The following is a 19,953-nucleotide window of genomic DNA, read 5'->3' on the forward strand; positions in this document are numbered from 1 at the left end:
TTCATTTATGCTAGAGTAGAAATATACATAACAAACAGCACGACAAGAGCAGATCATGGAGGGAATGCACTTGGCAGAAACACTCTCACTCACAGTAGAAGACATGCACCGGAAGATGGCGGTGGATCTGTATAATCTCACGTGGACCTTCCTGTCCAAGGAAGACCGAAGCGAAGCGGAAAATGAAACCATGCTGCAAGCCGCCTACGCCTCCCGTTACCATTGGGGCGTGGTGGGGACGGAGATCAACTTTGAGCGTGGCGATTGGCAGATTTCTCGCGTCTTCGCATTTTTGGGGAACGGGCCAGCGGCGATTCGCTATGCGCAGCGTTGCCTAGACCTTTGCTTGGAGTTCGGGATCGGCGACTTTGATCTGGCCTATGCTTACGAAGCCTTGATGCGGGGGCATCTCGTCATCGGGGATGAGCCCAAGGCGCGAGAGTATGAACAACTGGCTCGAAACGCAGCGGATCATATCGCCAAGGAAGAAGACAAGAACTGGTTCCTCAAGGAACTGGAGTTCGCAATCAAAAACCCCGTGATCTGTTTGCAAAACTGATTGCAAAACTGATTGGGTAAAAAAAGGGCGTATGCACAGACATGCAGACGCCCTTTTTTTCTATACCTCGGCAAGACTCCGGTAAGCTCACAGGCCCTAATCAACCAGCCAAATCATAAAGTATAGACAAGTTAGAAAAGTGAGATAAATTAACAATCGAAACAAAAGCAACTCTTCGCCCAAACATGTAGCTCTTATAAAGTAGAGAACCTTCCCGAAAACACTCCTCAAAAACAATCTCCAAAAAACCCCCTTCAAGCCTTACCGTACAAGCCTTTTCCTCTCCACAGAACACTTATCCAAGAAAACAAATTTCAAAAATAATATATTTATTTGTCAAATCATGTTGAAAAGTATGAATTGACGCTACCCTAGAAGCATTGTAAAGTAGGAATTGTAGAAGGGACGTTGAGTTTCTTACTACATACTAAAAATTGAAAGGGAGGAATTACATTGAAAAAAATCATGGTGAAGAAAACCGAGGCAGTAAAATTGACCACCGCTTCCGCTGCTCTGTACGACTGCACCTGTCAGGTTGCTTAAGGAATAACGCATCATCGGAAAAAGTGGGGCCTCAAGCCCCACTTTTTTCATACTTCCAGACAGGGAGGGGTCGTAGGTGGAGGAGCAACGCAAAGTGTATTTGCACGACCTGACATACCTTCCTGAAGAAGAAGGGGTGTCGATCGGGCGGTACGGAACAGATACGTTTGCCGTGTTCCCAGAGGACGGCGCGGAATTGCTGAAACGCCTTGCAGAAGGAATGACGATCGGCGACGCGACCCGCTGGTACCGAGAGACGTATCATGAAGATCTGGATATGGACGATTTCCTTGACACGTTGCGCGAGTTGGAATATCTGCGCGAGGACGAAGCGGGGGCCGAGACGACTGACGCTTCGAGCGCAAAGCTGCGCGGACAAACTTTGGGCCGCTGGATGTTTTCGCCGCCGGCGTTTGTGCTGTACGCGGGGTTGTTTGCGGCAAGCCTTGTGCTGATGTATACCTATCCGGAGCTGCGACCGCACCGCAATCATATCTTTTTTACCGAATACGCCACAGTGGTGATCCTCGGGCTGTTCTTGGGTCAGTTTCCAGGCATTCTGTTCCATGAGTCGATGCACATACTCGCAGGACGCAGGCTTGGGTTGCCGACCAAGATGAGTGTCGGGCGGCGGATGTACATCCTGGTCTTCCAGGCGTCGATGCCGGGCATTCATGGACTCCCGCGCCGCCAGAGGTACTTGCCGTTTCTCGCCGGCATGATGGGAGATGTCATCTGGTTCTCCCTGCTCGTGCTGACCGCGGGGCTGACGATTGTGTTCACCGGAGAGTTGAACCTCTTCGCGAAGTTCTGCGTGGCGCTCTCCTTCACGACGATCCTTCGGTTCGTCTGGCAGTTTTACTTTCATCTCCAGACGGACATCTACTACGTGATCGTGACGGTGCTCGGTTGCGTCAACCTCCAACAGACCACCCGCGAATACTTGAAAAACTTCTGGTGGCGGCTCATCGGAGCCTCGCACAAAGCGGTCGATCCGTCGAACTGGGCGGAACGCGACGCGCAGGTGGCGAGATGGTACGGGCCTCTGTACGCGATCGGGTACAGCTTGATGATCTTGCTGCTGATCTTCGTGATGCTCCCGGTCGCGTATCGTTTCTTGTCAGGCGTGTTCTGGAATCTGCTGTACGGCACGTCTGTGCATATGTGGGACTCGCTGGTCTTCGTGCTCGTCAACGGCATCAATTACGGCGTCGTCATCTGGGTGTATCTGCGCGAGCGCCGCGCGCGTCGCCGTCAGAAAAACCAATCAACCATTGTCCAAGGAGGATGACTAGAGATGAAAGCAGAATTGACTCATCGATGGATTGCGGGGGCCACCCGCTGCGAACGCGTTGTCTTGCACCCGGCTGCATCCGAGCGCACGTTCCTCGTCTCCGCTGACTCCCGGCTGCGCGGTCCGTGCACAGGAACTGGCGACCTTCTCCGCCAACTGATTCCGCACGTGCTGGACAGATGGCCGGAGTTGGTCCAACGTCACGTCGTGGAGATCCTCAGCATCGCCCCGGAGTTGAAGGCGGTGATCCCGACCTCCCGCGAGACGCTGACCTCCTTGGCGGTCCCCAGCGAACGGACACGCTATTACTCGCGTCTGCGGACGTTGCGCATCGCTCACGGCTTGGTGGACTTTTTCAAAAAGTTGGCGGAACCGGAGCGATTGGGGCGCATCGAAGTGGTGTATGAAGACGCGCATGCCTGCGAGACGCTTGACGCCGAATTCCTCTCCGTGCTGTTGCGCCGCATGGAGCCGAGTCGGATGGGCGTGACGGTCTGTTCGAAGCGGGAGATCGCGCAGGAGGCGTTGCGTTCGGCGTTGGAGCAGTTCGCTACGTGTGAAGCCGCGCCGGCAGCTTCTGGGGATGCGGAAAAGGCGGTTTCTACTGCGGAACTCCCGGAGGCAGAACGCTTGGCGCTCGCTCAACGGTTTGTCGACGCGGACGGAACCTCCGAGTGCTCTGCGGAACAGGCTGCCTACCATTCGATTGCGAAGGAAGCGCGGCAGGCGATGCATGACCGCCGGGCGGACGAATTGACCGCGCGAAACGAATGGACGTGGCATCTCGGCGCGATCCCGTGGCACCGCGAGCACGGCAGTTCGCGCGACGCCGCCCTGCGCTCCTTGATGGATGCGTTGGAGTACTGCATCCAGATGGGCTTCTACGATGCGACTGTTGATTTCGGTCAACGCGGCCGCGAGTGGGTGACGTGGTCGGAGGACGACTTTAAGCAACGCTGGATCTTCACGACCAAGATGACCACCTCGCTGGCGGCGCTGGGACGTCCGGAAGAGGCGGAAGCGCTTTTCGATGAGGTGCGCGCCAACACCGAGCACCCGTCCATCCATATGCCGATCGCCTACTCGATGGCGATGCTCTACACGCGCCACCACAGCGAACGCGATCACGACATCGCCCGCACTTGGATTGAACGGGCGATTCAGCTCGCCTCCGAGATCGAAACGGAGAAGGAGAGAGTTTTCCACACGGTGTTCTACCAAAACGGCCAAGCGCTGATCGAACTGCATGTTGGCCGGATCGAGGAAGCGCTGGATCTCGTCAGCGCCGGGCTGGAACGGTTGAACCATCACCTTGAACCGAACGAGCACTTGTTGCACCGCTCCGTGCTGATCTTCAACAAAGCGCAAATTCTCGCTGCCGTCCACCGCTACGACGAAGCGGTCGAGGCGTATACGACCGTCATCCAGCACGATCCGAACTATCCGGAGTACTACTTCGACCGCGGCAATCTGTTCAGCAAGATGGGGCGGCTTGACGACGCGATTGCCGACTACACGCATGCCATCGAAATCTCCCCGCCGTTCCCGGAGGTCTACTACAACCGAGCGGGTGTGTACAACCGCCAAGGCGAGGTCGAGTTGGCGCTCGCCGACTACAGCTACCTGCTCGAACTGGAGCCGACGCACATCGACGGGCGGCTGAACCGCGCCACACTGCTTCTGGAAGCGGGAGACCCGGCAGCTGCGCGGCAGGACGTGGAAGCAGCGTTGAATTTGGAACCTAAGCATGCGCAACTGCTCTGCATCTTGGGCTTGATCGAGATGGCGGAGGAGCGCAACGTGGAAGCCAAGCGTGCCTTCACTGCCGCGCTTGCCGCCGATGCCAGCCTGTTGGAAGCCTACGTCAACCTCTCCGTGTTGTTGTTCGAGCTGGAGGATGCAGAGGGCGCCGTTGAGGTGTTGAGCCGAGCGCTGGAAGACCATCCGCAATCGGATGTGCTCTACTTCAACCGGGCTTGGGCGTTACAGGCGCTTGGGCGATGGGAAGCGGCCTTCACGGATTACTCGATGGCGCTCGACTTACAGTCGGACGAGTCGCACGAGATCCTCTTCCAACGTGGTAGTTGCCTGCTCGAACTCGGGCGCATGGAGGAAGCCTACGCGGATTGGAAACAGCATCTGGAAGCGGGGGAGTCACCTTACTTGGAGACGATCCAGCAGTTGGCACCGACGCTGGGGTGAGAATTGGACCAGCAAAAAAGTAATAGGATAAATTTGGAAGTCCAAAGTGGGAAAGTAACCGCAGCAAACGGTAGTCAAAAAAGAGGTGTGCGCCTGCGAGCGCACACCTCTTTTTTCACATGCATTGGTAGTTGGCGATCTGGTTGAGGTTGTAGCTGAACGGTTCCCACTGTCCAGTGCGTCCGCGCCACCGATACCCGGATAGGTTGTTCCAGCCCACCTGTGTCGGATATGCCCAGAACGGTCTGCCGTAACGCGGCCAGATGTATACATACCGGTGGAGACAGAAGCGGATGCCATGCGGATCGTGATAGATCCCGCCAACTCCTCCACCCGGCCCATGATGATAGCCTTGTGCGTGCTGAGGTTGCGGGATATAGCTCGGCGGTGGACCTGGTGGATGCCCCATTCCCGGCGGATGATACCCCGGACCTGGCGGGTGTCCCGGACCCGGCGGATGATACCCCGGACCTGGTGGGTGTCCTGGTCCTGGAGGATGATACCCCGGACCAGGTGGTCGCGGCGGGGGGGGTTGGCGATACAGAGGTACCAGCGGAACGGGCACGTACTGCCCTTGTGAGCTAGAACTTGAACTTGATCCTTTTTTGCGAGTCACGGAAGAATCGCTCCTTTGCCTGAACGGTACGTGATCCTGAACGATGTCAAGATATGTTCCCAGCCTCGGATGTGCGTATGTCCACCTAAAGTTTTGTGTCGAATCGGGGACGGTCCAAGAATTACCACACCTTAAATTTACCTAAAATTGTTGAGACAATTCCGTTTTTCTGTTACGATTCGACACGTACAAGCAAGCCGAATCCCTAGCGAACTAGGGTACGGGGGACGCAACATCTTGGGGTGAATGTGCAAAAAACCGTTGTTTCAACCCGGTCTACCACTAGGGAAACCTCTTCCCGAACCCGTCAACTAACCTCGGAGGCATCTAGGAGGTCACATACGAAGTGAATAAGTTGTGGAGACACATGATCGCAGCCACCGCCGTACTCGCAGGGGTTACAACTCTAGGGTCCGCAGCACAAGCGGCACCGGAGTATGGGGTACATGTACAGGTGAACGAAGCACTGGTTTCGTTCCCGGATGCACAGCCGTTTATCGATGACAGCGAACGCTTGCAGGTTCCGCTGCGCTTCGTATCCGAATCGCTTGGATACGACGTGTTGTGGTCACCGGTGGGCGACGATGTGAAGGTCACCCTCGCCATGGGCGATCGCAACGTGACGGTGCAAACAGGCACGGATACTGGATTGGTCAATGGCACCCCGCATGACATGGACACAGAAGCGCTCTTGATCAGCGGGCGCACCTATGTCCCGCTTCGCTTTATCACGGAGTCGCTGGGCGGCACGGTGAAATGGGATGGAACCACGAGTTCCGCCCTCTTGGCCACAGATGGCAAGACGTATGCACCGGTGGCCCAACCACTTCAAGTCAAGGCAGCACCTGCGCTTGGCACGCAGATTGTTGAAGGAGCCAAGCAATACCTCGGCGTCCCGTATGTTTGGGGCGGCACGACGCCGAACGGATTTGATTGCTCTGGATTGGTCGGCTATGTCTTCACGCAGAATCATGTGAATCTGCCGCGCACTTCGCGCCAGATGTACGCAACGGGACAAGCTGTCTCCACGGCAGCGCTGCAACCGGGCGACCTCGTGTTCTTTAACACGTCGGGGTCTGGCGTTTCGCACGTCGGCATCTCGATGGGCGGCACGCAGTTCATCTCGGCGACCAGTTCGTCGGGCGTCAAGATCGACAACCTGAGCACCGGTTACTGGGGTGCTCGCTATCTCGGCGCAAAACGCGTGCTGTAACGGCACGTCTGTAAAAAAAGAGCCACCGTCTACGAGACGGTGGCTCTTTTTTTCGATCGCGCCGTTAGCGAAGCAGTTCGATCTCACCGGTGTCCAGATCATAGCGAGCACCGACGACGTGGACTTTGCCCGCGTGGATTTTCTGGGCGAGGAGCGGCTTGGAGGTTTCAATCTGGTGTACGACCATTCGAACGTTGGTGCGAACGGAAGCCTCCACCAGATCGGGAGGGTGGCTCTGCTTGGCTTTTTGTACGGCGGGTTGGATGTGTTTAAAAAGGGACTTGATCGAACCAGACGCGTGTTCGCCCTGCACAACGGCTGTCACAGCGCCACAGCGTTCGTGACCGAGCACGACGATCAGCGGAATTTCGAGATGTTCTGCGCCGTACTCGATGCTCCCGAGCACCTCATCGCTGAGCACATTTCCCGCGACCCGGGTCACGAACAGATCGCCAAGCCCTTGGTCAAACACCACCTCTGGCGGGACGCGCGAGTCCGAACAACTGAGGATCGTGGCGATCGGATGTTGACCCTTGGCCAACCCCGTGCGATGGGCGGGTGTCTGATGCGGATGCAGCAGGTTGCCTACCACGAAGCGCTTGTTTCCTTCGAGCAGCGTTTGCAGGGACGAGTCCGCCGAGGGTGGCGGGTTGTGACCGTTCGCGAGAGCTTGCGGCGTGCAGACAGCGAGCAACAGGGGCAGGACCAGCGTGGACAGCAAGGCTTTTTTCACCGAAAGGAGCACCTCCAATGCGGAACAGGTGAACGTAGTGTGCCCGAGTTTTGTGTGTCTCTAGCTTGCCAGATTGTTCATCGTCTGCTACGACAAGTTGAACTAAAAAAAGCCTCCGCGCCAATCAAATGGCGCGGCGGCTTTTTTCATACATCTTACGTCTGGTTTTTCTGCAGCGTCTGGTACAACTGATACAAGGCGGCCACCAACTCCGCACGGGTGGCGGTGTCGTTGGGGTGGAAGCGATTGTCTTCCTCGCCGCGCATGATGCCGAGGTCGACGATGCGCTGGACATACGGGGTATACCACGCGTTGGCATCGATGTCGGCGAACCGCTGGTTGACGGGTACTGGGGCCACGGGCGGTGTTGGAGTCGCAGGTGTCGTGCCTGTGCCGCTGGTCGGCTGTCCGGTCCCCGTGCTCGGAGCCGTCGTGCCACCGCCTGTTGTCGGTGGGTTTAGCGCACCTTGCGTTGCGATCAAGTCCTTGTAGATCCCGATGATCTTCGCCCCGTAGTTAGCATCAGACGCCCAACGACCCGATAGGTTCTCAAAGGCCGGCGCGATCCCACGTGTCACGAGGCCAAAGCGCGGATCGATCTGCACGGTGTTCGCAGGCAACGGCAGCGAGCTCGAGTACGCATAGAGATGCTGAATCTGCGCTTCAATCCCTGCTTGCGGCGTGGGAAACACGTTGCCGCGCTCTGCTCCGCCGACTGCTCCGATGCCGGCAAAGTTGTTTTGCTCAGGGAGCACGAGGTTGCCGAACCGCCAGTAATTCGTCTCCAGCAGTGATTGGCAAAAGGCGATATCCCCGCGCACGCCGTACTTGCGCCCGATGGTGAGATACCATGTGGAGTAATCGGGCGCACTCGGATTGACTTGGTGCAGGTAGTTCCGCAATTGGAAGGCTGTCGCTTCCGGTTGGCCCAAAATGGGGGTAGGCATGGTGTTCACCTCTCTAGGGTACAGGATTGCCTCATTGTATGACCGATGGACAGGAGGACAGCCCAATTATTTCCTCCCCAAGACAAGAGCCTTTCCCAAAACACCCTCTACGGCATTGTATATGAGTGTCGACAAGACCACCACATTTCATAAGGAGAGTGTTACTTGATGGAAGGCGTATTCGGTCATTACACCCGCTGGGCAGTTGTATTCTTGATCATCTTCGTGTTGTTCTTCCTGCTCGTCCCGCAGTGCTACCCGGTTCAAACCACCACGATGCAATGCCACTAATCCAGTAGGCAGAGAAAAGGCTCCCAGCGATGGGAGCCTTTTTTTATGGGAAATCCCGAAAATGACGATGACACTCATTCTCAGTGAGATTTCGTGGTTTTTCTCCGTTTTTTATAGCCATACGCGAGTTCTCATGATACTATAATCACAACAGAACGTGGGAAAAGGGAGGGACTACATCGAGATGCATACACACAATCATCAGGGTCATCACCACCACCATCATCACGGCCATTCGCAAGCGTCCGTGAACTCGGAGCGGTTGATCCGATATGGGATGGTACTGACCTTCGTGGTCTTTCTGATCAAAATCATCGGGGGGTATTGGACCGGTTCCCTCGCCCTCCTGTCGGATGGCTGGCATCTCGCGGGCGACTTGTTGACGCTCGCTCTGTCGTGGTGGGGCGTGAAGCAATCGTTGAAACCGGCGAATCGCAAGCAATCCTTTGGCATGTTCCGCGCAGAGATTCTCAGCGCGTTTACCGCGAACTTGATCCTCGTCGCCGTGGGCGGCTACATCCTGATCGAAGCGATGCGGGGTTTCGCACATCCGGCTGTCGTGTCGAGCACGTGGATTTTTTGGCTGACGCTGGCGGGTCTGGTGATCTACACGGCCCTGACGTATATGTTGAGCAAGGAGAAAGACAACATGAACGCGCGGTCCGCATGGATGCACTTCCTCGGCGACGCGCTGTCCTCGTTGGCGATCCTCGTCGGTGCGGTGATCATCCACTTCACGAGTTGGTACTGGGTGGACGCTGTGCTAGGCGGTCTGGTCGGCGTCGTCATCATCGTTGGAGCGGGCAAGATGGCCTGGGAGGGCGCACACATCCTCTTGGAATTTGCACCGTCACACGTGGAGCCAGATCAGGTGGAGCAAGTGCTGTTAAAGCTGCAGCACGTATCGGCTGTCACCGACCTGCACATCTGGAGTTTGACGCCGACGCAGCACTTCATGAGTTGCCATCTCGCAGTTGACGTCACGACGATCGGTGATGGGGAGACGATCATCCGTCTCGTGCAACAGACGTTGCTCGATCAGTTCAACGTACACCATGTGACGATCCAATTGGAGACCTCGTCATGCAGCACCTGCTTCCACAATGAGGTCGATCTGGAGAGCCACTGTGTCGAATGTCCGCAGACCGACAACACCTGTCAGATCATCAACATCCAACCGAACTAAGCACGCGGCAAAAAAAACGCAACCGTCAGCGACGGTTGCGTTTTTATTTATACAGGAAGCTGCCGCCGTCGATCGGTTTCATACCTTCGACTTTCGCAAGGTCTTTGGCGAGGCGCATGGCGGCATCGTCTTTTTGCTTGGCTTCTACCATGATGTCGAGGTCAGAACCTCCCAGTTCATGTACAAGGTCGAGGAACGGGAGCAGGTCGGAGAGCTCGATGTAATCTGCATGGCTGCGCAGGTCGGTCTCGCTCTTCGGACTTGAGACATGGATCTTCGGAACCAGCCCGGTGTCGTCCCACGTTGCAAAAATCCGCGGCAGGAGATCGCGCAAGTCTTCGTTCCCTGGGTTGCAACGGTGGTGGTGGATGTCCAGCACCATCGGAATGCCTTGGCGCTCACAGAGCTCCAGCGTTTCCAGCACAGTGTAGGTCTTGTCGTCATTTTCCAACGTGACGCGACGCTTCACTTCGTCCGGGATCAGCGCGTAGTTGTCTTCGAAGCGCTGGATCGATTCGGCCTTGTCTTTGAACGTGCCTCCAATGTGCATGACGAGCTTCGCACGTTGGTCGAGTTCCATCAGGTTGAACATCTTCACGTGGCGCTCCAGATCAGCGATGGAATTCTCGATCACCGTCTCGCTTTTCGAGTTCAGCAACGTGAAATGATCCGGGTGGAACGAGACGCGCATCCCAGAGTCGCGCACGAACTTGCCGACTTCCTCAAACTCTGGCTTCAGCTTGGTCCAGAAGTCCCAGTCCTCGGTCAACTCATGACCGATCATCGGAACGATCTTGGAGGTAAAGCGGTAGACATGGATGCCTTGCGCATGTGCGTGACGCATGACGCGCAACGAGTTTTGCAAGTTCTTGGCTGCGATGCTCGTCAGCTTGCGCAGGGCGGCTTCGCGGTCGATGATCTTTTGGAAATTGGTGACGGTCATCGTCGAAGAAGGTGAGGCGTTTTTTAGGTGGACTGACATCGCGACGAATCCGACGCGTAGTTTCATGGGCGTTCCTCCAGAACATGTGAATATAGGAACAATCTGTGACGCTGTGCGTATACTGGTACTACGTGCAAGACTTCACAAGCATTTTTTCCAACGCGTTTGAGAAACTAGACGCTAAGGGAAATCGAGTCACACAAAGGAGTGAGACCGATATGGCCAACCTTTTGATACTTGGTGCTGGATACGGTGGCATCGCGGCTGCCAAAGCCTTGGAAAAAGCCGGTCAGCCCTTTACGTTGATCAATAAACATGAATACCATTATTTTACCACACTTTTGCATGAACCAGCGGGTGGACGCAACAAGTTTGAAGAATACTCCGTTCCGTTGCGCGATGTGTTGCGCCAACCGACCTCAGAAATTGTCAAAGCGCGGGTCACGGAGTTGAAGCCACAAGGAAATACAATTGTGACGGACCGCGGTGAACTCGCCTATGACTATCTCGTGATCGCACTGGGCAACGCACCTGAATACTTTGGGATACCCGGCATGCAGGAGCATGCACTTGTGTTGCGGTCGCTCGATACGGCCCGCCAGTTGCACGAACACATTGAGAAAACGTTCGCGGCGTGGCAGGAGGACCATGACGACACGAGGCTATGCATCGTCGTCGGCGGTGCCGGGCTGACAGGCATCGAGCTCTGTGGCGAGTTGGCCGATTGGATGCCGGAGTTGGCAGCCCAATACGCTCTGCCGTTGGAAAAAATCCAGTTGATCAACCTCGAAGCGGCCCCGACGATCCTGCCGATGCTGGAGGAAGACTTGCGTGCCGAAGCCTTGCGCGTCCTAGAAAGCAAGGGCGTCCAACTGCGAACGGGCACTGCGATCGTCAAGGTCAACCGAAACCAAGTCGAGTTGAAAACTCGTGAAACGATCGACGCGCAGACGATCATCTGGACAGGCGGTGTGCGGGCGAACCCGTTGATCGAGCAGGCGGGGTTTGAAGTCGATCCAAAGGGCCGTGCCAAAGTCAACGAGTTCTGCCAATCGGTGGATTTTGCAAACGTATTTGTCATCGGGGACTCCGCGTGGTTCACGGGAGCCGATGGCAAACCGTTGCCTCCGACCGGGCAGGCGGCCGAACAGATGGGCGATGCGGTGGCACAGAACATCACCGCACAGCTCCAAAGCTACCCGATGCGACCCTTCCGCTACAACAACCTCGGCACCCTCGCCTCGTTAGGCGCGGAAGTCGGAGTCGGCAGTGTGAAGGGCGTTCGCACCAAAGGTGTGTCCGCCGCACTGATGAAGGAAGGTTCCAAGGCAAAGTATCTCTGGCACTTGGGTGGCTTGCGAATGATCTCACAAAAACGCGGACAATTCAAGCGTAAGGGCTAAGAAACATCGTAGCTCTCCACGACAAGGCCCGACATCCTGCTGGGGATGGAGGGCTTTTTTCGTTTGAACTTCACCCTCTTAGTGTTTCAAAATGAGTCTGGAATATGTTGTGCGGCTACAAATTCCAAGGAGTAGAGAAACAGATCGCGTCGAGGAGGCAGTTGATCTCCTATCAAGAAGACGGATGGTACGGGAACGTTACCCAGAACTTGACGTTCGTGCAGGCGGCCGGTGCTCGCCCCAGCGATCGCATCTTATAGGAAAGCAAGCGGTGCTGCGCGAAACGGAATGATCGTAGGCTTTGTCGGCAGCACGAGCGGGTGCGTTACTCTTGTGCGCGTTTCAAATCTAACGTACAATGCAGGGTGACGAAACCTGAGAGGGGGCACCCGGCATGGCCCGTAGCATGCGTGACATCCTGCAAGAACTGAGAAAAGGCATCGTCCAGCCGGTCTACCTGCTCTACGGAACGGAAGCTCTGCTGATCGATGATGTGGTGCAAGCCATCCAAGCCGCCGCCCTGCCACAAGGGATCGACGACTTTAACTACATGCGCTACCACTTTGATGAATCCCCGATTCAACATGCTGTGCATGAAGCGGAGACGATCCCGTTCATGTCGGAGCGCAAATTGATTCTCGTCCAGAACTGCGCGGTGTTCTCCACGGCCAAGTCGCCACGCGTCGATCACGACCCCGATGCGTTGCAAGCCTACATTGAGAACCCGGCTCCCTACTCGACGATGATCCTCACCGTGAACGCAGAAAAACTCGACGAGCGCAAGAAACTGACCAAGTCCGCCCAGCAAAAAGCGACGGTCGTGCAGTTCGTCTCCCTAAAGGAAAACGAGTGCCGCGACTGGATCGCCAGCGAAGTCAAACGCCAAGGCAGTTCGATCACATCGGATGGCATCGCCCGGATGATTCTCTCCGTCGGCACCAATCTCCGCCTGTTGCGCAGTGAACTGGAGAAACTGGCGCTCTATGCCGGCCCTGGCGGAACGATTGACGAGGCGGCCGTGGACACGCTGGCCATGCGGACGATGGAGCAAAATATCTTCGTGTTCATCGACGAAGTGGTGCGCCTGCGCGTCGACCGTGCGATGCGCATGATGTATGACCTGCTGAAAAACAAGGAAGAGCCGATCAAGCTGCTGTTCATGATTGCCCGCCAAGTGCGGATCATGCTCCAGCTCAAAGTACAGAGCGGACGCGGGTACAACTTAAACCAAGTCGCACAACAGCTCGGCGTCCATCCCTACGCGGCAAAGATCGCCAACGAACAAGGCAACCTCTATTCACCCAAAGAGTTGGAGCGACTGCTGTTCGACCTCGCGGAGCTCGATTACAAGATCAAGACCGGGCAGATCGGCGACCGCACCGCACTGGAGATGTTCCTGCTGACCCTGCCGCACAAAGTCCGGGCCGCGACTAGGACGCACGCCTGACGGGGAGCCTACCTCCTAGATGGCACAACTCTTGGGAGGTGACTCCAGATGGCGCGCAAGAGACGCAGACGCCTGCTGGTCCCCGAAGCACGGGACGCGCTGGAGCGGTTAAAAATGGATGTGATGGGCGTAGCCAAGCCAGAGGACGCCGCGATCACATCCGCTCAGCAACAGAACATCCCGCTTCAACCGGGCGACAATGGTCAACTGACCGCACGAGAAGCTGGCAAGATCGGCGGACCGATCGGCGGTCAGATGGTCAAGAAACTGATCGCCCTCGCCCAGATGCAGATGATCAACGAACAACATCGAGAGCAGAACCGCCCGCATCCCTAAGCGTGGCGGTTCTTTTTTCGCTTCAGAATAGTCAGAAAATACCTATACAAAGGGACGGGGTGTCGCTTATAATAAGACTATCAAGTTTTTAATAGAGACTTGATAAAGATTCGACAAAATTTATCAAGGCGGTGGTCTCCATGAGTCAAGTGATGAACAACGTAAACCGTAAGTACAATGTACGCCCGGATGCCGTAGACATGCGTGACAAAATGTTCCGAACCGCCGTTTTCAACACGCCGGAAGTACTGCCTAGCGCCGTCGACCTGCGCGACAAGTGCTCCCCTGTCGTTGACCAAGGCCAGCTCGGCTCCTGCACGGCGAACGCGATGGCGTCCGGCTTGCGCGAGTATCTGCTGCTGCGCTCCGGTCAGCCGTTTACCCGACTCTCGCGCCTGTACCTGTATTGGCATGAGCGCCTGATCGAAGGAACGTTGAACGAGGATGCAGGTGCCCAGATTCGCGACGGCATGAAAGTGATGCAAAAACTCGGGGTCTGCCCGGAAGCAGATTACCCCTACGCAATTGAACACTTCACGGACAAGCCGACCGACGCTGCTGAAAAATCGGCTGCGCTGTACCGCATCGGCGAATACCACCGCGTCGCGAGCCTCTCGCTCTTGAAGGCCGCGCTTGCCCAAGGCTTGCCGGTTGTGATCGGGTTTGCGGTCTATGATTCCTTTGAGACCCGCGAAGTGGCAGACAATGGTATCGTGCCGATCCCGAATGCGGAGACGGAGAACATGCTGGGCGGTCACGCCGTGCTCGCCGTCGGCTATGACGATGAGAAGGGTCATGTGATCATCCGTAACTCATGGGGCGAGGGCTGGGGCGATGCCGGCCACTGCTACTTCCCGTATGAGATGTGGAACTACAACGCGATCTTGCAAGCGCCGTTCGTGTTCGACATGTGGGCAGGTCACTAGGCATGGCGATCTGTGTACACAAAAAAACGACCCAGGGGTGTACCCCACGGGTCGTTTTTTGTATCCATCTGAGAATAACTCCATCGCTTTGGCGCCAAAGTCATGAAGCTCCTATGGAAAACACGTCTTACGCGGAGAGGTTCGCTTGGTTGAACTTCTTGGTCAGACGGGATTTTTTACGAGCAGCGGTGTTCTTGTGAACCAGGCCCTTGGTGACAGCCTTGTCCAAAGCACGGTTCGCTTGCTTGAGGAGAGCTGCAGAGTTCGCGTCGTTCGCAGCGATTGCTACTTCGAACTTCTTAACAGCGGTGCGCAGCGCGGATTTCGCAGCAGCGTTACGCAGGGTGCGAGTGCTGATGGTCTTCACGCGTTTGATAGCGGATTTAATGTTCGGCATCTATATTCACCTCCAATCAAGGATCAAGTCCAGAAAAAAAGGACATTAGAAATTTTATCATGTCTAGCGAAAACATGCAAGGTATGATCTGCTTCGCATATTTTTACAGCCCTGTGACATCCTAACTGCATCTCGTACTTTGGAAAAAGAGGTGGAGTAGGTGGGCAAAGAGCCGCGTTACAAGTATAGCCAAGAATCGTTACATACGCAATCAGAAGAAGAGATGTGGAACTCCTATAGCGTCTCCACAGACCTCGCGTTGGAGGCGCACCAGATTTTTTCGCCCCAACACGGCGGTTCGATTCCCGGTGTGGACCTGTCCGAGGAGGACGCGGATGGCATCCACATCACGCGCATGTCGATCCTCGACGAGGTCGGTGGCAAAATCATGGGCAAAATCCCTGGCAACTACCTGACGTTGGAAGTGCCCGGATTGCGGTACAAGGACCCGGATCTCCAACGCCGCGTCTCGGAGACGCTGGCTCGCGAGTTCAAGAAGTTCGCCAACCTGACGCCAGAATCCACGGTGCTCGTGATCGGGCTTGGCAACCGCAAAGTCACGCCCGACTCGCTCGGGCCGCAGGTGTGTGACAATCTATTTGTCACCCGCCATCTCTATGACCACATGCCAGAACTTGTGCAGGGCGGTGGCTACCGTCCTGTCGCTGCGGTCGCGCCCGGGGTGCTCGGCATCACGGGGATTGAGACCAGCGAGATCGTACACGGGATCGTCAAAAAAGTCAAGCCGGATCTCGTGATCGCCGTCGATGCGCTGGCGGCGCGGTCGCTGGAGCGCGTCAACACCACGATTCAGATTGCAGATGTCGGCATCTCACCTGGAGCGGGTGTAGGCAACAAGCGCAAAGGGCTGAACAAAAAATCGCTCGGCGTACCCGTCATCGCCGTGGGCGTGCCGACCGTCGTCGACGCGGTGACGATCACCAGCGATGCGATGGATCTGGTCGTCAAGCGATTGGAGCAGGATGTTCCGAACAACGGCATGAGCAAGTTGTTCGCTAACTTTGACGAGCGGGAGAAAAAGCAACTGATCTTCGAGTTGCTTCAACCGATCGGGCAGAACCTGATGGTCACGCCCAAGGAGATCGATACCTTCGTCGAGGATGTGGCGAACGTGCTGGCCAATGGTTTAAATGTCGCCTTGCACGACGCGATCACGATGGACGATTCCTCGCTGTACACGCACTGACGATCAGTGGTTGTGGAAAAGAGAGCCTGTGCGGGAGCGCACCCGACAGGCTCTCTTTTTTGTTAAAATTTACAGATCCTACATTAGGCATGTGAAAATTCTATCTCTTGCGTATTGTTGATGCCTTGTAAGTTTGATATACTAATGTCAAGGTAAATTAATGTAAAAGTGAAGCTCAGTAATATCATACAGTAGAGCAACTTTTGAGGGGGAAGTTGGATGGACAATATTTCGGTGACATCTATTGAAGGAACAGTGACGCTGGTCGATCTGTTGCGCCGTCGCGCGAAGGATCGTCCGCAGGATCGCGTGATGATTGGGCACCACAGCGCGGAGGAAGTGTTGGGGTCTGCGACCTATGCGCAACTCGATGAGCGGGCACGCGCAGTGGGGGCGCTGCTCCAAGGTTTCAAAGCCAAGGGGGAGCGGGCTGTCCTCCTCTACGCCCAAGGTCCGGCCTATCTCGCCGCCTTGTTCGGATGCTTCTACTCCGGAACTGTCGCCGTCCCGGTGCAACCGCCACGCGATGTGCGCCATCTCGAAACGGTACAAGCCAGCGTCGAAGGATCGCGCCCGACGGTGATCCTGACCACGTCGTTGCTGTTGAACTCCATCCGGGATGTGCTCCGGGAGCAGTCCGACTCCGAACTGCACCATGTTCGCTGGATCGCCACCGATGCGATTCCGATCGAATTGGCGAGCAAGTGGCAGGATGCTGGCGTGCGCAGTGACATGATGGCCTATGTGTACCATCCAACCGGTCTCGTGGACGATCCGTCTGCCCACTGTGTGCGTCATGCCGACCTTGTGAAGAACGACTACATCGTTCGCGGCGCATTTGGCGACCCAGAAGCGCAAACCGGCGGTGCCGTGCTGCTCGCAGGACAATTGGGATTTGCCCCAGCCACCGAATAGCCCATCCTCAAAAAAGAACGTGCCCCTTCGCGGGCGCGTTCTTTTTTTATTAAGCATCTGTCAAAAAGTAAGCAATACTGATATAATAGATTCATAATTTATATACACAAAGAGAGGTCGTTTAAAATGAAAACAAACAAGCGTAGCAAAAGCATGGGTCTGGTCGCAGCAGCCGTTCTCGCAGCAGGATTTGCAGGGACGGGCGTGGCTTCGGCTGATGTTCCGGCCAACCAGATGATGAAGCTCCCGCACCACTATGTGGTGTTCGGCGATGGGGTGACGCAAAGCAACGAGCCCGGCCAAGAAGAGATGATGGGCAAGCCATACGGGTACGTGGAGCGCGTCTATGAAGCCTCGCTGTACACGGGACGCACCTTGCTGAAAAACTACGGGTTGGACGGTTTGACCTCTACCGGCTTCAAAAACTACCTCACCGCGATCGAGAGCGGCGAGAACACGATCACGGATCGCATTCAACCGGACCTGCGCGACTTGCGCGCCGCGGGCTTTTTTGCAGACATTCCAGATACCAAAGCCGAACTGCGGGAAGCTGACCTGATCACGATCAACCTCGGCACCCATGACTACGGTGAAAACTTGCCGGAAACCCTCAAGAACATGACCGACGAAGAAGTGACCAAAATGCACAGCCAAACGCTCGCTACATTCGCCGACAACATGCGATCCTCGCTCACCCTCCTCCACGAACTCGCACCAGATGCCAAAATCGTCGTCGCGGACACCTACGCTTCCTACCCAGCCAATGCAGACAAACGCACATACGACCGCCTGATGGAGATCAACGGTGACATCACCGAAACGCTCGATACGATTGCCGCGAGCATGAAAGCACCGACCTTCCATATTGACGTCGCACATGTAGCCGAGCAATTCGTCGGTCATGAGCAGGAATACACCCACATCCTCGAAAGTGACAACCGCCCGAACCAACAAGGCTACGAAGTGATCGCAGAAGCGTTGTCGCAAGCGATCTGGGGTGGCCAATACCGTCATGATATGAATGAGGAACCGATCAACCTCGTGGTGAAAGGAACCGATTTCATTCCGCAATTCAAGCCGGAACTGGTCGACGATCGCACCTATGTCGGGCTGCGCGAACTGGCGACCGCACTGGGGGCGGAAGTTGGCTGGGACGAGGACGCACAAGCGGCGATCCTTTCCTATAAGGATAACAACATCAAGTTCTCGATCGGCTCCAACATGCTGGAAGTCAATGGCGAACTGGTGCAAATCGATGGCACGATCCACCTGCTCCACGGCGGCAGCAAAACCTACGTGCCGCTCCGTGCGATCTCCGAAGGACTCGGCCTCGACGTGCAATACATCCCGCAAAGCAACACCGCCTATATCAACGAATAAGTGTGCAACCTGCTAGAAAAAGAGACCGTGTCCCCTGTGGGGCACGGTCTTTTTTTGTTGGCATATCTAGCAACTGTGTCTCATAGAGTAGAGGCAGGAGAGACAAAGGAGGTCGGTCACGATGAAAAAATTCGATCACGAGCGCAAACGTCGGTTTCGCTCGCTAACCTTAAATTTAAGCAGCCAGCGGGCGCGCACCGCGATCATTACGATGGGGCTTGCCACAGCCGTTTTTTCCATCATCGTCTGTGTGGTGGCGGTGCAATTGATCACAGGGGGACAGAGCAAGGGGCTGGCGGGTCGCATCCTGCACAGCATCTCCGTGCATTCGCTCAACGGGGTGATGTCACAGGAACTCCCGATGTACGCCTCGATTGGCCCGACGCCGACCCTCGCGGAATCGAACGCTTCGCCACGGGGGTTGAGCAACATGTTGCTCTACTTGTTCACCGATATCGACGCGGGCAATCCGCTGACGATGCTCGGGTTCCAAGTGCCGGGGATGGCGGTCAGCGATTTCAAGCTGCTGACCCCCGACCCGACCTACACCGTTCCGCCCTCTGATGACCATGCGGACAAAAACGCACCGCCGCCGAATCTAGAGGCCAAGCCGCGTGAGAAAGTGGAGGACGTCATCCCGGCGAACAACAACGAACCGCTGGTCTACATCTACCACTCGCACAACCGGGAGTCGTTCCTGCCCGATCTGCCGCAGATCCAAAACGCCGACCGTGCCTACGATGCCAAGAAAAACATCGAGCAAGCCGGTTCCGCGATGCTGGAAGAGTTAAAGAAAAATGGCGTGCCGACGCTGCAAACGCTAGAGGACTATTGGACGCAGGGCAGCTTCGACGACGCCTACGACTACTCGCGCGTGACGGTGCAGAAAGTGCTGAAGGAGCACAAAGACTTGAAATTGATTTTTGACATCCACCGCGATTCGCTGCCACGGGACAAGACGACGTTCAACATCGACGGGGTCGATTACGCGATGGTCTACTTCATCGTCGGGGGTGGCAACAATCCGCACTCCGATCAAAACCAAGCGACGGCCACGAAACTGCAAGAATACATGAACAAAATGTACCCAGGACTGACACGCGGCGTCTGGAAAAAAGGCCCTGCGAGCTACGACACCCGCTACAACCAAGACTTAAACCGGAACATGGTGTTGATCGAGATCGGCGGACCGGGCAATTCCTTAGAAGAGGAAAAGCGCACCGCTGCACTGCTGGGCAAAGCCGCTGCTCAATATTTGAAGGACATCAAAGCGCTCTCCCCGGAAGTCCAAGTCCCAGTGGAGAAACCGCTGACCAAGCAACAACAGGATTCGCAACAACGCCAAGAACAAAAGCAGCAAGGCAGTAACTAGGAGCAACTAGGTGACCGTGGACGCGGGTATCACCCGCTGTCGA

Annotated in this window: 19 protein-coding genes and 1 riboswitch; of the genes, 14 read left to right on the top strand and 5 right to left on the bottom strand. The window is 56.0% G+C overall.

Features of this window, described 5'->3' with window-relative positions; translation table 11 throughout:
- The first annotated feature begins 70 nt into the window (after positions 1-70).
- The 3 genes from C7459_RS16160 to C7459_RS16170 all read left to right on the top strand — a co-directional run bounded on the left by C7459_RS16160 (position 71) and on the right by C7459_RS16170 (position 4,598).
- Positions 71-559 carry a hypothetical protein gene (locus C7459_RS16160; protein ID WP_109690334.1) on the top strand — a complete coding sequence of 163 codons (489 nt, stop codon included), beginning with the start codon at positions 71-73 and terminating at the stop codon, positions 557-559.
- A 619-nt stretch (positions 560-1,178) separates the two neighbouring features.
- A complete protein-coding gene (locus tag C7459_RS16165; RefSeq protein WP_109690335.1) occupies positions 1,179-2,393 on the top strand; it encodes a hypothetical protein in 1,215 nt (404 codons plus the stop codon).
- Between the two features lie 6 nt (positions 2,394-2,399).
- A complete protein-coding gene (locus C7459_RS16170) occupies positions 2,400-4,598 on the top strand; it encodes a tetratricopeptide repeat protein (protein ID WP_109690336.1) in 2,199 nt (732 codons plus the stop codon).
- A gap of 115 nt (positions 4,599-4,713) precedes the next feature.
- On the opposite strand, the gene C7459_RS23705 is transcribed toward C7459_RS16170, so the two are convergent.
- Positions 4,714-5,007: a transporter gene (locus tag C7459_RS23705; protein ID WP_146201025.1), complete on the bottom strand. Its 294-nt coding sequence runs from the start codon at positions 5,005-5,007 to the stop codon at positions 4,714-4,716.
- A 392-nt stretch (positions 5,008-5,399) separates the two neighbouring features.
- A riboswitch (cyclic di-AMP (ydaO/yuaA leader) is annotated at positions 5,400-5,555 on the top strand.
- Positions 5,556-5,560: 5 nt separating this feature from the next.
- On the opposite strand from C7459_RS23705, the gene C7459_RS16180 reads away from it, so the two are divergent.
- The gene (locus tag C7459_RS16180; RefSeq protein ID WP_245884587.1) at positions 5,561-6,427 is read left to right on the top strand and encodes a C40 family peptidase; all 867 of its coding nucleotides are present in this window, start codon (positions 5,561-5,563) and stop codon (positions 6,425-6,427) included.
- Positions 6,428-6,491: 64 nt separating this feature from the next.
- Here C7459_RS16180 and C7459_RS16185 read toward each other — a convergent pair whose 3' ends face one another.
- Both C7459_RS16185 and C7459_RS16190 read right to left on the bottom strand, forming a co-directional pair.
- Complete coding sequence (locus C7459_RS16185; RefSeq protein ID WP_211320413.1) at positions 6,492-7,160, bottom strand: carbonic anhydrase; 669 nt, start codon at positions 7,158-7,160, stop codon at positions 6,492-6,494.
- 155 nt (positions 7,161-7,315) lie between these two features.
- Positions 7,316-8,107 carry an S-layer homology domain-containing protein gene (locus C7459_RS16190; protein WP_109690339.1) on the bottom strand — a complete coding sequence of 264 codons (792 nt, stop codon included), beginning with the start codon at positions 8,105-8,107 and terminating at the stop codon, positions 7,316-7,318.
- Positions 8,108-8,272: 165 nt separating this feature from the next.
- On the opposite strand from C7459_RS16190, the gene C7459_RS24035 reads away from it, so the two are divergent.
- Positions 8,273-8,398: a hypothetical protein gene (locus tag C7459_RS24035; protein WP_281272785.1), complete on the top strand. Its 126-nt coding sequence runs from the start codon at positions 8,273-8,275 to the stop codon at positions 8,396-8,398.
- A gap of 184 nt (positions 8,399-8,582) precedes the next feature.
- A complete protein-coding gene (locus tag C7459_RS16195) occupies positions 8,583-9,584 on the top strand; it encodes a cation diffusion facilitator family transporter (protein WP_109690340.1) in 1,002 nt (333 codons plus the stop codon).
- Between the two features lie 43 nt (positions 9,585-9,627).
- Here C7459_RS16195 and uvsE read toward each other — a convergent pair whose 3' ends face one another.
- Positions 9,628-10,593, bottom strand: coding sequence for a UV DNA damage repair endonuclease UvsE (gene uvsE / locus C7459_RS16200; protein ID WP_109690341.1), 966 nt, complete (start codon positions 10,591-10,593; stop codon positions 9,628-9,630).
- A 152-nt stretch (positions 10,594-10,745) separates the two neighbouring features.
- On the opposite strand from uvsE, the gene C7459_RS16205 reads away from it, so the two are divergent.
- From C7459_RS16205 to C7459_RS16220, 4 genes are all read left to right on the top strand, one after another.
- Positions 10,746-11,930, top strand: coding sequence for an NAD(P)/FAD-dependent oxidoreductase (locus C7459_RS16205; RefSeq protein WP_109690342.1), 1,185 nt, complete (start codon positions 10,746-10,748; stop codon positions 11,928-11,930).
- A gap of 394 nt (positions 11,931-12,324) precedes the next feature.
- A complete protein-coding gene (gene holA, locus C7459_RS16210) occupies positions 12,325-13,377 on the top strand; it encodes a DNA polymerase III subunit delta (RefSeq protein ID WP_109690343.1) in 1,053 nt (350 codons plus the stop codon).
- A 48-nt stretch (positions 13,378-13,425) separates the two neighbouring features.
- Entirely contained in the window at positions 13,426-13,713 is a 288-nt protein-coding gene (locus C7459_RS16215) for an alpha/beta-type small acid-soluble spore protein (RefSeq protein ID WP_109690344.1), read from the top strand.
- A gap of 140 nt (positions 13,714-13,853) precedes the next feature.
- Positions 13,854-14,639 carry a C1 family peptidase gene (locus C7459_RS16220; RefSeq protein WP_245884588.1) on the top strand — a complete coding sequence of 262 codons (786 nt, stop codon included), beginning with the start codon at positions 13,854-13,856 and terminating at the stop codon, positions 14,637-14,639.
- Between the two features lie 127 nt (positions 14,640-14,766).
- On the opposite strand, the gene rpsT is transcribed toward C7459_RS16220, so the two are convergent.
- Positions 14,767-15,036, bottom strand: coding sequence for a 30S ribosomal protein S20 (gene rpsT, locus C7459_RS16225; RefSeq protein ID WP_109690345.1), 270 nt, complete (start codon positions 15,034-15,036; stop codon positions 14,767-14,769).
- Positions 15,037-15,259: 223 nt separating this feature from the next.
- On the opposite strand from rpsT, the gene gpr reads away from it, so the two are divergent.
- The 4 genes from gpr (at position 15,260) to spoIIP (ending at position 19,910) form a co-directional block, all read left to right on the top strand.
- Complete coding sequence (gene gpr / locus C7459_RS16230; protein ID WP_109690444.1) at positions 15,260-16,243, top strand: GPR endopeptidase; 984 nt, start codon at positions 15,260-15,262, stop codon at positions 16,241-16,243.
- A gap of 219 nt (positions 16,244-16,462) precedes the next feature.
- A complete protein-coding gene (locus C7459_RS16235; RefSeq protein WP_109690346.1) occupies positions 16,463-17,158 on the top strand; it encodes an AMP-binding protein in 696 nt (231 codons plus the stop codon).
- A 126-nt stretch (positions 17,159-17,284) separates the two neighbouring features.
- Positions 17,285-18,538 (top strand): SGNH/GDSL hydrolase family protein, encoded by a 1,254-nt coding sequence (locus C7459_RS16240; RefSeq protein WP_109690347.1) that lies wholly within the window; start codon positions 17,285-17,287, stop codon positions 18,536-18,538.
- A gap of 121 nt (positions 18,539-18,659) precedes the next feature.
- Positions 18,660-19,910: a stage II sporulation protein P gene (gene spoIIP, locus C7459_RS16245; RefSeq protein WP_109690348.1), complete on the top strand. Its 1,251-nt coding sequence runs from the start codon at positions 18,660-18,662 to the stop codon at positions 19,908-19,910.
- The last annotated feature ends 43 nt before the right edge of the window (positions 19,911-19,953 follow it).

This window comes from Tumebacillus permanentifrigoris (assembly GCF_003148565.1).
GTDB lineage: Bacteria > Bacillota > Bacilli > Tumebacillales > Tumebacillaceae > Tumebacillus > Tumebacillus permanentifrigoris.